Source organism: Parafrankia sp. EUN1f (assembly GCF_000177675.1).
In the GTDB taxonomy this organism is placed as follows: domain Bacteria; phylum Actinomycetota; class Actinomycetes; order Frankiales; family Frankiaceae; genus Parafrankia.
This window is the reverse complement of the sequence record NZ_ADGX01000201.1, coordinates 1-13,936: the sequence shown is the minus strand read 5'-3', so window position 1 is coordinate 13,936 and position 13,936 is coordinate 1. Positions and strand designations below refer to the sequence as shown.

Genomic DNA, 13,936 nt, shown 5'->3' with positions numbered 1-13,936 from the left:
GAATACGACAGGTACTGGAAGACGTTCGGTACCTTCCTGAAGAACAACGGTCGGGCCGCTTCCATCGTCCGGATCGGGTGGGAGTTCAACGGGACCTTCATGTACTGGCATGCGGACAACGCGGGCACCGAGTTCCGTGACTGCTTCCGCAAGATCTCCACGGCCATCCGGTCCACGGATCCGGAAGTGAAGATCGACTGGACCTTCAACGCGCATGCCTCGCCGGTGCCCAAGACCGGGACTCCGTGGGCCGCCTACCCCGGGGACGAGTACGTCGACTATGTTCGTCGGGGGTTCGAGGATGACACCCACCAGTACGGAGGCGCGCAGATGCCAAGTCGACAGCGGCGGATCGGAACCTGGGCGGTGGTGCTGGCCGCAGCCGGCACGGTGGCACTGCCCGCGGTCGCGAGCGCTGCACCCACCACGAGCGAGCTGCCCGGAGCGGAGTACGCGTTCGCGCCCCCGTCGTACGCGGCCCGGGCCTGGGGGCACAACACCTTCGGGCAGCTGGGCAACGGCACCACCGGCACGCCCAGCTTCAGCCCCGTGCCGGTCACCGACCTCACCGGCCTCGACGACGTCCGCGCCATCGCGGGCGGGGCCGGCTCCGGGTTCGCGCTCAACGGCGACGGCACCGTCTGGGCCTGGGGCCTCAACAACGTCGGCCAGCTCGGCAACGGCACCATCATCAACAGCAACGTGCCCGTCCAGGTCGCCGGCCTGGAGGACATCCGCGCCATCGCCGCCGGGAGCAACGGCAACGGCTACGCGCTGCGCAGCGACGGCACCGTCTGGGCCTGGGGCGACAACTCCGCCGGCCAGCTCGGCATCAACCAGGCCATCGCCAGCAGCACCATCCCCGTCCAGGTGCTGGGCCTGACCGGCATCCGCGCCATCGCCTCGGACGGCGGCGCGGCCTACGCGCTGCGCCGCGACGGGAGGGTGTGGGCCTGGGGGCTCAACAACGTCGGCCAGCTCGGCGTCGGCACCACCACACCCAGTCCGCTACCGATCCAGCTCCTCGGCCTCAGCGACATCCGGGCCATCGCCGCCCGCGACAACAGCGCCTATGCCCTGCGCAGCGACGGCACCGTCTGGGCCTGGGGCGAGAACGGCGTCGGCCAGCTCGGCAACGGCACCAACATCACCAGCCTGGCGCCGGCGCCCGTCCTCAACCTGACCAACATCCGCCGCATCGCCGCCGGCGTCGACAGCGCCTACGCACTGGACGAGACAGGAACCGTCTGGGCCTGGGGCAGCAACACCGTCGGCCAGCTCGGCAACGGCTCCAACGCCCCCAGCTCGCTGCCCATCCCCGTCACCGGGCAGACCGGCCTCGTCGGCGCCGTCGCCATCGCCGCCGGCGCCAACAGCGTCTACGCCCTGCGCTGGGACGGCACCGCCTTCGCCTGGGGCAACAACGGCCTCGGCCAGCTCGGCAACGGCAACCCCGCCGTGCCCAGCAGCACCACCCCGCTCCCGATCCCGGGCCTGCAGGACGTCCGGGCCATCGCGGGCGGACTTTTCGATGGCTACGCCATCGTCGGCGCCGGGTTCTAGCCCACCGCCAACCACAACCGCACAACTCGCCTGCGCGCGCGTACAGCCGGCGGGGCCGAGGTGGCCCGGGACGTCACCTCGGCCCCGGTCCCGGCCGTCGACACGCGGCATAGCGAACATTTAAACAAGCTGGATGACTGAACAGGTCACGCGACTACTGTCCGTGTCCGCCGGGTGCTCATAGTGACACCCGCCGGCATGGAGGAGCGGAGATGCCCAGTCAACAGCGGCGAATCGGAACATGGGCGGTGGTGCTGGCCGCAGCCGGCGCGGTCGCACTGCCCACGGCCGCCAGCGCAGCACCCACGACAGATGGCCCCTCCGCCGAGGCGGAACACGCGTTCGCGCCACCGACCTACACGGCCCGCGCCTGGGGCCTCAACAACGTCGGCCAGCTCGGCAACGGCACCACCAGCCCCACTCCCAGCTACAGCGCCGTACCGGTCACCGACCTCACCGGCCTCGACGACGTCCGCGCCGTCGCGGGCGGCTACACCGTCGGGTTCGCGCTCAACAGCGACGGGACCGTCTGGGCCTGGGGCCTCAACGACGTCGGCCAGCTCGGCAACGGCACCATCATCAACAGCAACGTGCCCGTCCAGGTCGCCGGCCTGGACGGCATCCGTGCCATCGCCGCCGGAACCGACGGCAACGGCTACGCGCTGCGCCGCGACGGCACCGTCTGGGCCTGGGGCGCCAACACCACCGGCCAGCTCGGCAACGGCCAGCCCATCGCCAACAGCACGATTCCCGTCCAGGTCGTCGGCCTGGCCGGCATCCGTGCCATCGCCGCCGACGGCAGCACCGCCTACGCGCTGCGCCGCGACGGCACCGTCTGGGCCTGGGGCTCCAACACCACCGGCCAGCTCGGCAACGGCCAGCCCATCGCCAACAGCATCCTGCCGATCCAGATCCCGGCCCTCAGCGACATCCGTGCGATCACCGCCCGCGGCGCCAGCGCCTTCGCGCTGCGCCGCGACGGCACCGTCTGGGCCTGGGGCTCCAACACCACCGGCCAGCTCGGCAACGGAACCCTCGTACCCAGCCTGACACCCGTGGCCGTCCCTAACCTGACCAACATCCGCCGCATCGCCGCCGGCGTCGGCGTCACCTACGCCCTCGACGAGAACGGAACCGTCTGGGCCTGGGGCGACAACACCCTCGGCCAGCTCGGCAACGGAAGCCTCGCGCCCAGCCTGATCCCCCTGCCCGTCACCGGGGAGACCGGCCTCGTCGGCGCCGTCTCCATCGCCGCCGGCGCCAGCGGCGGCTACGCCCTGCGCTGGGACGGCACCGCCTTCGCCTGGGGCAGCAACAGCGTCGGCCAGCTCGGTAACGGCAACCCCGCGGTGGCCCAGAGCGCCGTGCCGCTCCCGATCCCCGGCCTGGGCGACGTCCGGGCCATCTCGGGTGGCATCTTCGACGGCTACGCGATCGTCAGCAGAGGCTTCCAGGGCACCGAGCTCTAGGAACACGAACAGGCACGACACGAACGCAACCCCACAGTTACACGACATCGTCAGCGCGGCCGAGGTGACCCGGGACGTCACCTCGGCCGCGGCCGTGTTCCCCCACCGCCAACCCGGCGGACGGCCGTCGCCGCCCACCGAGTAGAGCACGCCCCGAGATGGCGCGCGATTCGGCGGCGGCGGGCACCCGGCCCGGCCGCGACCGCCGTGAACGTCAGTCGTGAACGGTGCTGATCACAGCGTCCAGGCCGACGCGGCGGATGGCGGTGCCGACCTCACCGATGTAGAGCACGCCCGCGGTGTCGACCGCGACCCGTGCCGGGCTGGCCAGCCGGGCAGCGGTGGCGGGGCCACCGTCCCCGTCCGAGCCGTACTCGCCGGTGCCCGCCACCGTGGTGATCACGCCGCGGGTGTCGACTCGGCGCACCCGGTACACGGACGGCTCGGGGAAGAACAGGTTCCCCACCGGGTCCAGCGCCAGCGACGAGGGACCGCTGCCCAGCGTCAGTCCGGCGGCCGTCGCCGGCCCGCCGTCACCGGTGAACTCCGCGGGCCCGCCGCCGGCAAGTGTGCGCACCGGTTCGTCCGGTTCGAGCACCTGGACCCGGCCGGTGGTGTAGTCGACGACGTACAGTCGCCCGTCGCGGACCTCGACATCGCCGATGCTCTGCCCGACGGCCGGTACCGGCCGTTGCCCCGGTGACGGTTCGACGTCCCCGCCGCCCGCCTGCTCGGTGCGCCCGACCAGATGCAGCACACCGGCCCGGTCGAGCCGGAACAGCCGGCCGGCCCCGGCGAGATACAGCGTGCCGTCCGTGTCGACGGCGATCGGGCCGGACGCGAGCGACAGCGAGACCTCGGTGGCCTGCGCGCCGTCGGTGGCCAGCCGCTCACCCCCGCCGGCCACCGTCGTGATCACACCGTCCGGGCCGATCCGCCGGATTCGCCCGTTGCCGCTGTCGGCGAGGAACACCGAGCCATCGGAAGCGGCGGCCACATCACTCACGCCCCGCAGCCGGGCCGCGGTCGCCGGCCCGCCGTCCCCGGTGGAACCGGCCACACCCGTGCCCGCGACGGCGGACAGCGTCCCGTCGAGGTCCAGCCGCAGTACGCGCAGACCGGCCCGGTCGACGACGTAGAACCCCCCGCGCGGCCCGATCGCCCAGGCACGCACGTCGTCCAGCCGCAGCGGAAGCGCCGGCGAGGACGGCGCCGGGCCCGGCTCCGTGCCGGCGGTGACGGGCGGCGGCCCGGAGCCCGTGCCACGGGTGACGACGAGCCCGACCGTGATCGCGACCGCGAGGACGACGGCCGCGACGCCCACGGTCACCGCCGTCACGCGGCCGCGGCGGGTGGCGCGGCCGCCCCGCGGGGCGTAGCGGGTTCCCTCGAACAGGTTGCGCGGCTCCGGCCGCTTCGTCTGCCCCAGCCCGGGGTGCGACGGGTGCGACGAATGTGGCTGCGGTGCCGCGGGCCCGGACGGTTCTACGGTCGGGGACGGTCCGGGCGTCTGCGACACTGTGGCACCCGCCCCAGTGGGCTCGGCCGGGGAACGCGGCGGGGCGAACCGCGCGACGGGGCCGAGCCCGGCCGCCGACGTGGACCGCGCCGATTCGGTGAGGGCGAGCACCAGGCCCGAGCGGGCCTGCCAGTCCGGCCCGAAGACGTCGGCCGCGGCGGCGCTGATCGCCCGGGCGAACGCGGCCGCGTCCGGCGGACGCCGCGCCGGATCCTTCGCCAACGCCCGCAGGATGACGTCACACACCGCCGGTGGCACCCCGGCGGGCACCGGCGGATCCACCTCACACTGATGGCGCAGCAGCTCGGGCACCGACAGCCCCGGGTCGAACACCGGCCGGCCCGACACCAGCTCGTAGAGCACGACACCGAGCGCGTACAGGTCGGCCGCCGGCCCGGCCCGGCCGCCGGTGATCTGCTCCGGGGCCATGTACCGCGGGGTGCCGGCAGCCTGGCTGACCGTTCCGGGCGCGCCGTCGAGGATCCGGCCGATCCCGAAGTCGGTGATCTTCGGCTGCCCCGCCTCGGTGAACAGGATGTTGTCGGGCTTGATGTCGCGGTGCAGGACGCCGTGGGCGTGGGCATGGGCCAGCCCGTCGGCGACCGCCGCGCCCACGCCCAGGGTCGCCTCCGCGGACAACCGGTGCCGGTGCTGGGCCAGGGTGCCGCCCCCCAGCATCTCCATGATCAGCAGGCACAGGTCGTCGAGCACGACATAGTCGTGGATCCGGACGATGTGCGGATGGTCCAGGCGGCTCAGGATCCGGGCCTCGTCGCGGAACTCGGCCGCCGACGCCGCCGGCACCACCTTGATCGCGACCGCGCGGTCGAGGTCGAGGTGGTGCCCGGCGAGGACCAGGCCGAACGATCCGGCACCGAGCTCCTCACCGAGGGTGTAACGGGGCAACGCCCGGGCGATGCGGGCCCGGTCGACGGCAGGCATGACCCGTCCGCCCTACCGGACCCGCAGGGCGCGGGCCCGGCCGTCGACGGCGTCGGTGACGTAGAGGATCCCGGTCCCGTCCAGGTCCAGCCCGCCCGGGTAGACCAGCTCGGCCTCGACCGCGGGCCCGCCGTTTCCGGAGTACTGGGCCACGCCGGTGCCGGCGATCGTCGTGATGATCCCGTCCGGGGTGATGCGCCGGATCCGGCTGTTGGCCGGGTCGGACAGGTAGATCGTGCCGGTCGAGTCCACCGCGACGTCGGCGCCGACCGTGCTGATCTTCGCGCGGGTCGCCGGCCCGCCGTCACCGGAGAAACCGGCGTCCCCGGTGCCGGCGACGGTGCTGATCCGGCCCGCGGGGTCGATCCGGCGCAGCCGGAAGTTGTCCTGGTCGACCAGGTAGATGCTGCCGTCGGGGCCGCGGGCGAGCGCGCACGGATAGCTGAGCGTCGCCGCGGTCGCAGGGCCCCCGTCACCGTCGCCGTCACCGCCGTCGCCGGGGCCGACCAGGGTGTCGCCGTCCGCGCCGGTGCCCGCGATGGTGGTGATGATGCCGTCCAGGCCGATGCGCCGGATCCGCTGGTTCGTGCCGTCGGCGACCAGCAGGCTGCCGTCGTCGTCCAGCAGGAGGCTGTTCGGGTTGTTCAGCTTGGCGTTCACCGCCGGCAGCCCGTCCCCGGCGAAGATCAGTCCGTCCTCGCTCACCTCACCGGCGAAGCCGCCGCTGCCGCTCTGGCCGGCGATGGTGGTGATGACCCCGTTGGTGCCGATCCGGCGGATGCGGTGGTTGCCGTTGTCCGCGATGAACAGGGTGCCGTCCGGCGCCACCACGACACCGGACGGCTCCTGGAGCGACGCGGCCGTCGCCGGGCCGCCGTCGCCGTCGAAGCCGGCCGTGCCGTTGCCGGCGACGGTGGTGATCCGGCCGGTGCGGTCGATCCGGCGGATCCGGTTGTTCTCGGTGTCCGCGACGTAGATGACACCGCGCGTGGTGTCGATGGTCAGGTCCCGGGCGGAGTCGAACTCGGCCTGGGTGGCCGGTCCGCCGTCGCCGGAGAACCCGTCCGAGCCGGCCCCGAACACCGCCGCGATCGCGCCCGCGGCCAGGGTCGGCTGCCAGGCCGGGGGCGGGCTGGCCGGCGGCGGTGGCGCCGGTTCCGGCTGGCCCCACACGGCCCAGCCGACACCGCCACCGGCGGCCAGGCCCAGCACCAGGGCGAGCGCCGTCACCGCCGCCGGCACCCCGGCGCGGGCGTGGGACCGGGTTCCGGTGGTGGTCCGGGACCCGCCGCCTGTCGGCGCCGCACCGACGTCCACACCCACACCGCCGCTGCCGGCACGGTTGACGCCGTTGGCCCTCGCGCGCCCTGCGGCCCGCCGGGCGCTGGCCGGCCGCCGCGTCGTCACCTCGCGGATGTCCGCCGCGAGGTGGACCGGGAGCCCGGCCCGGTCCAGCCAGTGCCGCCCGAACACCGCGGTCGCGGCCTGGGCGAGATCGGAGGCGAACGCGTGCGCGCTGGGATAGCGCAGCTCCGGCCGCTTGGCCAGGCAGCGCATGAGCACCGCGCCCAGTTCGGCCGGCACACCCGGGGGCGGCGGCGGGGTCACGTCGGTGTGATGGCGCAGCAGCACCGGCAGCGCCAGCGCGGGTGGTGCCAGCCGGGTGCCGGTGAACAGCTCGTAGAGCACGACACCGAGCGCGTACAGGTCGGTGGCCGGCCCGAGCCGGTCGCCGGTGATCTGCTCCGGTGCCATGTAGCGCGGTGTGCCCACCACCCGGCTGGCGGTGGAGGCCGAGCCTTCGAGCACCTTCGAGATGCCGAAGTCGGTGATCTTCGGCTGGCCGTCGTCGCTGAACAGGATGTTCGCCGGCTTGATGTCGCGGTGCACCACCCCGTGGTCGTGGGCATGGGCCAGCGCGTCGGCGACGGCCAGCGCCACCGCGCAGGCCGCCTCGGGCGCCAGCGCGCGGTGCGCGAGGGTGCCCCCGGAGAGCATCTCCATCACCAGCAGGCACAGGTCCCCGCGCATGACGTAGTCGTACGTCCGCACGATGTGGGGATGATCCAGCCGGCTCAGCAGCCGCGCCTCGGTCCGGAACTCCGCGGCGGCGCCGGCGTCCGGGCTGGTCAGCACCTTGATCGCGACGCGGCGGTCGAGCTCGGAGTGGTAGCCGGCGAGGACGAGGCCGAACGCGCCCGATCCCAGCTCCGCGCCGATCGCGTAACCCGGCAGCGCCGCGGCCACCCGGCCACGGTCGACGACTGGCACCCCAGCCTCCCGTCCTCGTCCTCGAATGCCCGTGCTCGGTGTGTGCGCGGCGCTGGTCAGCGCTGGACGCTGGTCAGCGTTCGGTTCCGGTCAGCCCGCGCCGGTCAGGTCCACGCGCAGCACCAGGTTGCGGCGCCGGTCGGAGACCAGCAGGTCCCCGGACGGATCCAGCGCGACCTGCCCGTCCGGGCTCAGCGCGGCCGGGTCCACACCCTCGACCCGGCCCGGGCGGGCCGTGCCCGCGACTGTCATGATCACCCCGGCGGCGTCGACCCGGCGGACCCGCCGGTTGGTGCGGTCGGTGATGTAGATGGTGCCGGCCGCGTCGACCGTGACCCCGCGCGGGGACCGCAACGTCGCCTTCGTCGCCGGCCCGCCGTCGCCGGACAGGCCCGGGCGCCCGTTGCCGGCCACCGTCTCGATCCTCCCGTCCAGGCCGATGCGGCGGATCCGGTTGTTGCTGGTGTCGGCGATGTAGAGCCGGCCGAACCGGTCCAGGGCCACGGCGAGCGGGAAGGCCAGCAGCGCCTTGGACGCCGGGCCACCGTCGCCGAACGAGCCCTCCCCGTCCTGGCCGGCCAGGGTGGTGATGATCCCGTCGGAGCCGACCCGGCGGATCCGGTTGTTGGCGGTGTCGGCGATGAAGACAGTGCCGTTGCCGTCGACGGCGACACCGCCGGGGTACCACAGCGCCGCCGCGGTGGCCGGCCCCCCGTCGCCCGAGAAGGCGTGCTCCCCGTTGCCGGCCACGGTCGTGATGATCCCGGCCGCGTCCACCCGGCGGATCCGCTGGTTGAAGGTGTCGGCGATGAGCAGGTCGCCGTCACGGTCCAGCGTCACCGCGGACGGCTGGTACAGCTGCGCGTCGACGGCCGGTCCGCCGTCACCGCCGAAGCCCTTTACGCCGGTCCCTGCGACGGTCACGATCGTGCCGTCCGGTGAGATGCGCCGGACCCGGTTGTTCCCGGAGTCGGCGACGTAGACGTTGCCCGCCCGGTCGGTGACCAGGCCGAACGGCGCATTGACCGACGCCGTTGCGGCGGGCCCGCCGTCCCCGCCGTAGCCGGCTGTGCCCGTACCCGCCACCGTCGTCACCGCGTACGGCGGCGGGGAGGGCAGCGGCGGATCCGGCGCGGCCGGCGCGGCCGTTCCCGGACCGCTGGGCGGCCTGGTCGCGGTCGCCGCGACCACGGTCTGCCCCCCATGCTCGGACAGCGGGATCGTGAGCGCGGCCGCGACACCGGCGACGGTCACCGCGGCGGCGGTGAGGATCGCGACCCGCCGGGTCCAGGACTGACCCCGCAGGTCGGCATCGGCACCTGTACCGGCACCGGCACCGGCACCGGCGGCGCCCGAACCACCGCGGCCGGTCATCGCCGCCGCGTCGGCCGATGCGGCGGGTCCTGATCCGCCAGGCCCACGCGCGGGGGATTCCCCCACTCCCGGCGGCGGCGCCGACGGATCATCGCCCGGTGCGACCACCGCCACCGCGGGCGGCGCGGCACCGAGCGGGTGCGGCCCGGTCCCCAGCCGGGTGGTGCGCTGCGCCGGATCCTGGTCAGCCGGTCCCTGGCTCGCCGGATCCGGGGTCGCCCGGTCGAGGCCATCGGCGGGCCGCGAGCCGCGCAGGCCCGTGCTCACCAGCAGCCGGACGTCCGCGTGGTCCATCCAGTCCGGGCCGTACGCCGCCTGGGCGGCCAGCCCCAGGTCCACCGCGAACTGCCCGGCACCCCGATGGCGCTCACCCGGGTCCTTGGCCAGCGCCCGCGCCAGCACCGCCGCCACCGGTGGCGCCACCCCCGCCGCCGGTGGCGCCGGCACCTCGCAGTGGTGCAGGAACAGCTCCGGCACGGTCAGCCCGGCACCGAAGGGCGGGGCACCGGTCAGCAGCTCGTAGAGGGTGGCGGCAAGCGCGTAGACGTCGGTGGCCGGCACCAGCCGCCCGCCGGTGATCTGCTCGGGGGCCATGTACTGGGCCGTGCCGACGATCCGTCCGGTGGCCAGCGGGGTTCCGTCGACGAGGCCGACCACCCCCACGTCGGTGAGCACCGGCCGGCCGTCGGCGGTGAAGAGGATGTTCGCCGGCTTCACGTCGCGGTGCAGGACGCCGGCGGCGTGCGCGTGCATCAGCCCGTCCGCGACCGCCGCCGCGACCGCGCAGGCCGCCGGCGGGGTCAGGCTCTGGCGGGCCAGGGTGCCGCCGGGCAACAGCTCGCTGACCAGCAGACGCAGCCCGTCGGCCAGCACGATGTCCAGCAGCCGGCACAGGTGCGGATGGGCGAGCCGGGTCAGGATCCGCGCGTCGGAGGCCGGGTCCGCCTCGGCCGGCGGCGCCGGCGGCTGCCCGGCGGCCAGGTGCGCCGTGCCCAGATGTGCCGTGGTCGGGTCGTGTCCCGCGGCGGGGCCGGTGCCCGCGGGCAGCTCCAGATCAAGGATCCGGACCGCCACATCCCGGATGCCCTCATCCCCCGCCGGTGTCGGGAGCCCCGCGGGCACGTCCCCCGACGCGGCGGACCCCGGTGGTGCGGCGGACGTCCGTCGCGCGGCGAGCACCAGGCCGAAGGCACCCGCGCCCAGCTCCCGACCGAGGTCGTAGCCCGGCAGCGCCGCGGCCACCCGGGCCCGATCCATGATCGGCACTGACCGACCTCCCGGTTGCCGTCTCGCGGCGCGATCCGACCGAGCTGGTCGCGATCGCCCCTCGCTGCCCGATATCTACCCTCCGGTGTGGTGCCGGATGCTAGCGCAGCGGGTCGCACAACCGTCCGCTGGCGGGCAGGATCGGACGGGTGCGGGTGGACATCGAACGCAGTGGCGGTGTCGCCGGGCTGATCCGGCGCGCCGACGTCGACACCACAGACCTGGACCCGGCGCTGGCCCGCCAGGCCGAGGCGGCCCTCACCGTCCTCGCAGGCGACCGGCAGGCGCAGCATCAGGCGCCGCGGTCGCAGCGCCCCGACGGCTTCCAGTACACGTTCCGGTTCCGCGACGGCGCCGGGCGCGACCAGACGGTCGTCGTGGGCGAGTCCCGGCTGCCGGCGGCGTTGCGTCCCCTGACCGACCAGATCACCGCCCGCCGCCGCCCCCGCGGCTGATGGAACCGCGCCGTTGCCATCAGGACGACTGATCCCGGCAGGGCGAGTCCGAAGGGCGGAGGATTTTCGTCGTTCCGAAGCGTGCGGCAAGGTCCCGAGCTCCGGGCTGCGACTGCTGCCGGACAAGAGTTGAGGATCGTGGTCGTTCCGGCGACCACGATCCTCAACTCTTGCGGATTGCCAGGGGACTCGGCGCCCTTTTTGTCGCTCTTGATGCGAATTTCTGGCGGTACCCGACGACCAGGCGGCCACCCGTTCCGCGGGCGGCCGTGCCGGGAACACCACAGGTGACGCCAGCGGCCCCCTGAGTGGCCGGCGACCACCGACGGACGGGGGCCTGCAGGACATGTGCCGACTTCTGGGGCTCACCAGCGCCCCCGACCGGGCCCGCGCGACCTTCTGGCTACTCGATGCCCCGGACAGCCTGGACGTGCAGAGCCACCGCAACCCCGACGGCACCGGCCTGGGTGCCTTCGCCGCCGACGGGACGCCCGACGTCTTCCGTCAGCCACTCGCCGCCTGGGCGGACCACGAGTTCGCCGCGCAGGCACGGCACCGGACGTCCACGACGTTCGTGGCGCACGTCCGGCATGCCTCGACCGGACGGCGGACCACGGCGAACACCCATCCGTTCTGCCAGCAGGGACGCCTGTTCGCCCACAACGGGGTGATCGAGGGGCTGGACCGGCTGGAATCCCGGCTCGGGTCGGCGGCGATGCGCACCGTCGCGGGGGACACCGACTCCGAGCGGTTCTTCGCCCTGATCACCGCCGAGATCGCGAACGCCGGCGGTGACATCGGGCGCGGCATCACCGCGGCGGCCCGCTGGGTGGCCGAGAACCTCCCCGTCTACAGCATCAACCTGGTGCTCACCACACCGCGGGAGCTGTGGGCGCTGCGCTATCCCGACACCAACACCCTGTTCCTGCTGCGCCGCGGAGCCGGCGGGCATCATGGCGGCCGGCCCCTCGACCACGTCGACGCCGCCGGCACGACCCGGGTCCGCTCCAGCGACCTGGCGACCGTGGCCTCGGCAGTGGTGGCCAGCGAGCCGATGGACGAACATCCCGACTGGCGGGCGCTGCGCCCCGGTGAGCTGCTCCGGGTACTGCCCGGCCGGATCACGACGACCCGGATCGCGCTGCCCGACCCGCCGGCGTACCGACTCACCCTCGCCGACCTGCGCCCCGAGGCGGCCGCGTCCCAGACGGCCGGCCGGCGGGCCGAGGCGGCGGACAGCGCCTCCCAGGCGGGGACCCGGTAGGCGACCGCGGCCGGCCAGCCGGCCGGCTTGCTGGGCGGGCGGGCGGAGCCGCGGTGCGGCGGGGCCAGCGGGCGGGGCCGCGGGCCGCGGGCCGGCCAGGGTCGATCAGGCGGCGACCGCGGGGAGGTCGGCCAGCAGCGGGGCCAGCACCTTCCCGGCATGCGCGATCGCCTCGTCGTCGACGTCGAGATGGGTGACGACGCGGACCTTCGCCGGGCCCGCGGCGCCGACGAGCACCCCGTCGGCCGCCGCCCGGGCCGCGAACGCACCGGCGTCCGGGACGTCGAGGAGCACCATGTTCGTCTCGGTGCGCTCCGGGTCGACCCGCCCGGGGGCCGCTGCCGCCAGCGTCCGAGCCAGCTCGCCGGCGCGGCGGTGGTCGTCGGCGAGACGCGCCACCTGGTGGCGCAGCGCGTAGAGGCCCGCGGCGGCGAGCACGCCGGCCTGGCGCATCCCCCCGCCGAGGCGCTTGCGCCACTCCCGGGCCCGTTCGACGTGGTCGGTGTCGCCGACGACGAGCGATCCCACCGGCGCCCCCAGGCCCTTGGACAGGCACACCGACAGCGTCGAGAAGATCCCGCCGAGGCGTCCCGGTGGGACCTCCTGGGCGACCGCCGCGTTCCACAGCCGGGCGCCGTCGCAGTGCAGCGCCACCCCGGCGGCGGACGTGATGGCGCGCAGCGCGTCCAGGCGTTCCAGCGGCCACACCAGCCCACCGTCGCGGGCCCGGGTGTTCTCCACCGCCAGCACGCTGGTGCGCACCATGTTGTAGGTGCCCCCGCCCGGGAAGGCCCGCAGCTGCGCCTCGACGTCGGCCAGGGCCAGGGTGTCGGCGAGCCCGGTGAGGGTGCGGGTCTGCACGCCGCCGAGGGCGGCGAGCCCACCCAGCTCGTAGGTCACGATGTGGGCCTCGGTGTCCGCGATGATCTCCGTGCCGACCGGGGCGCCGGCGCGCAGCGCGCAGAAGTTGCCCATCGTGCCGCTCGGGACGAACAGGGCCGCCTGGTGCCCGAGCAGCCCGGCGACGTGCTCCTCCAGCGCCCGCACGGTCGGGTCCTCGCGGTAGACGTCGTCACCGACCTCGGCCTCGGCCATCGCCCGGCGCATGCCGGGGGTGGGACGGGTCACGGTGTCACTGCGCAGATCGACGCTCACGGTCTTCGACGCTAGCGCCCGCCGCGCGGCCCCGCGACGGCACCTGCCCCGGCCCCGGCCCGGCGGCGGCATGTTCTCGTACATCACCTGGAACGCCGCCGCCCGGCGCAGCCGGAAGACCGCCGGGTCCTGGTCGGGCTCGGTGTCTGCCCGCGAGATCTCGTCGGCCCCGTTGTTCTCGACCTCGTGGTCGTCGATCGTCTGGATCCTCGGCCGGCAGGTTATCTTTCGGGAAACTCCCGGAAATGCGCTCCGGCCGGTGCCGCGCCGCGGCGGCCGTGACTTTCCTGCCAACCGGCAGCCGGTAGCCGGCCGAATCCGGCGTGATTCTTCGGCCCGGTGTTCTCGTCGCCCGGTGACCGTGCCCGCCCGCCCGCCGACCGACCGACCGACGGCTCACCGGTGACGAGCCGGCCAGCCCTGCCGGTGCCGCCTCTCCCACGGCCCCCAAGCCTCGCGCGATCCGTCTGGGTGAACGAACGATCTCGTGACGTGGCCCTCCGCACGGGGAGCACCGGGGCTGGTCGTCCGTGTGAGCGGCACCACCCGACCTGGACCACCGGTGAGGACCATTTGCCCGGCGGTGGTCACACCACCTGACACCCGCACCGCGCCGCCGGCCACGCCGGCCACGCCCGCCCGCCCGCGCCGGCGGCGG

At 74.6% G+C, this 13,936-nt stretch carries 8 protein-coding genes and 1 pseudogene; 4 read left to right on the top strand and 5 right to left on the bottom strand.

Features of this window, described 5'->3' with window-relative positions; translation table 11 throughout:
- Both FREUN1FDRAFT_RS34555 and FREUN1FDRAFT_RS34550 read left to right on the top strand, forming a co-directional pair.
- Positions 1 to 1,563, top strand: a 1,563-nt coding sequence (locus FREUN1FDRAFT_RS34555) for a regulator of chromosome condensation RCC1 (RefSeq protein ID WP_006545017.1), incomplete at its 5' end; no start/stop codon positions are given.
- 212 nt (positions 1,564 to 1,775) lie between these two features.
- Positions 1,776 to 3,032 (top strand): regulator of chromosome condensation RCC1, encoded by a 1,257-nt coding sequence (locus FREUN1FDRAFT_RS34550; RefSeq protein ID WP_006545016.1) that lies wholly within the window; start codon positions 1,776 to 1,778, stop codon positions 3,030 to 3,032.
- Between the two features lie 214 nt (positions 3,033 to 3,246).
- Here FREUN1FDRAFT_RS34550 and FREUN1FDRAFT_RS34545 read toward each other — a convergent pair whose 3' ends face one another.
- From FREUN1FDRAFT_RS34545 to FREUN1FDRAFT_RS47800, 3 genes are all read right to left on the bottom strand, one after another.
- A complete protein-coding gene (locus FREUN1FDRAFT_RS34545; protein WP_006545015.1) occupies positions 3,247 to 5,493 on the bottom strand; it encodes a serine/threonine-protein kinase in 2,247 nt (748 codons plus the stop codon).
- A 12-nt stretch (positions 5,494 to 5,505) separates the two neighbouring features.
- Positions 5,506 to 7,764, bottom strand: a complete 2,259-nt coding sequence (locus tag FREUN1FDRAFT_RS34540; RefSeq protein ID WP_006545014.1) for a serine/threonine-protein kinase — start codon at positions 7,762 to 7,764, stop codon at positions 5,506 to 5,508.
- Between the two features lie 90 nt (positions 7,765 to 7,854).
- Positions 7,855 to 10,395 (bottom strand): protein kinase, encoded by a 2,541-nt coding sequence (locus FREUN1FDRAFT_RS47800; RefSeq protein ID WP_304412162.1) that lies wholly within the window; start codon positions 10,393 to 10,395, stop codon positions 7,855 to 7,857.
- Positions 10,396 to 10,553: 158 nt separating this feature from the next.
- On the opposite strand from FREUN1FDRAFT_RS47800, the gene FREUN1FDRAFT_RS34530 reads away from it, so the two are divergent.
- Together FREUN1FDRAFT_RS34530 and FREUN1FDRAFT_RS34525 are read left to right on the top strand one after the other, a co-directional pair.
- Positions 10,554 to 10,859, top strand: a complete 306-nt coding sequence (locus FREUN1FDRAFT_RS34530) for a protealysin inhibitor emfourin (RefSeq protein WP_006545012.1) — start codon at positions 10,554 to 10,556, stop codon at positions 10,857 to 10,859.
- A gap of 346 nt (positions 10,860 to 11,205) precedes the next feature.
- Positions 11,206 to 12,123 carry a class II glutamine amidotransferase gene (locus FREUN1FDRAFT_RS34525; RefSeq protein ID WP_006545011.1) on the top strand — a complete coding sequence of 306 codons (918 nt, stop codon included), beginning with the start codon at positions 11,206 to 11,208 and terminating at the stop codon, positions 12,121 to 12,123.
- A 105-nt stretch (positions 12,124 to 12,228) separates the two neighbouring features.
- On the opposite strand, the gene FREUN1FDRAFT_RS34520 is transcribed toward FREUN1FDRAFT_RS34525, so the two are convergent.
- On the bottom strand, positions 12,229 to 13,230 hold the full coding sequence (locus FREUN1FDRAFT_RS34520) for a low specificity L-threonine aldolase (protein ID WP_369809850.1): 1,002 nt from the start codon (positions 13,228 to 13,230) through the stop codon (positions 12,229 to 12,231).
- 174 nt (positions 13,231 to 13,404) lie between these two features.
- Positions 13,405 to 13,572, bottom strand: a pseudogene (locus FREUN1FDRAFT_RS48340) (low specificity L-threonine aldolase); the annotation flags it as partial.
- Positions 13,573 to 13,936: the final 364 nt, after the last annotated feature.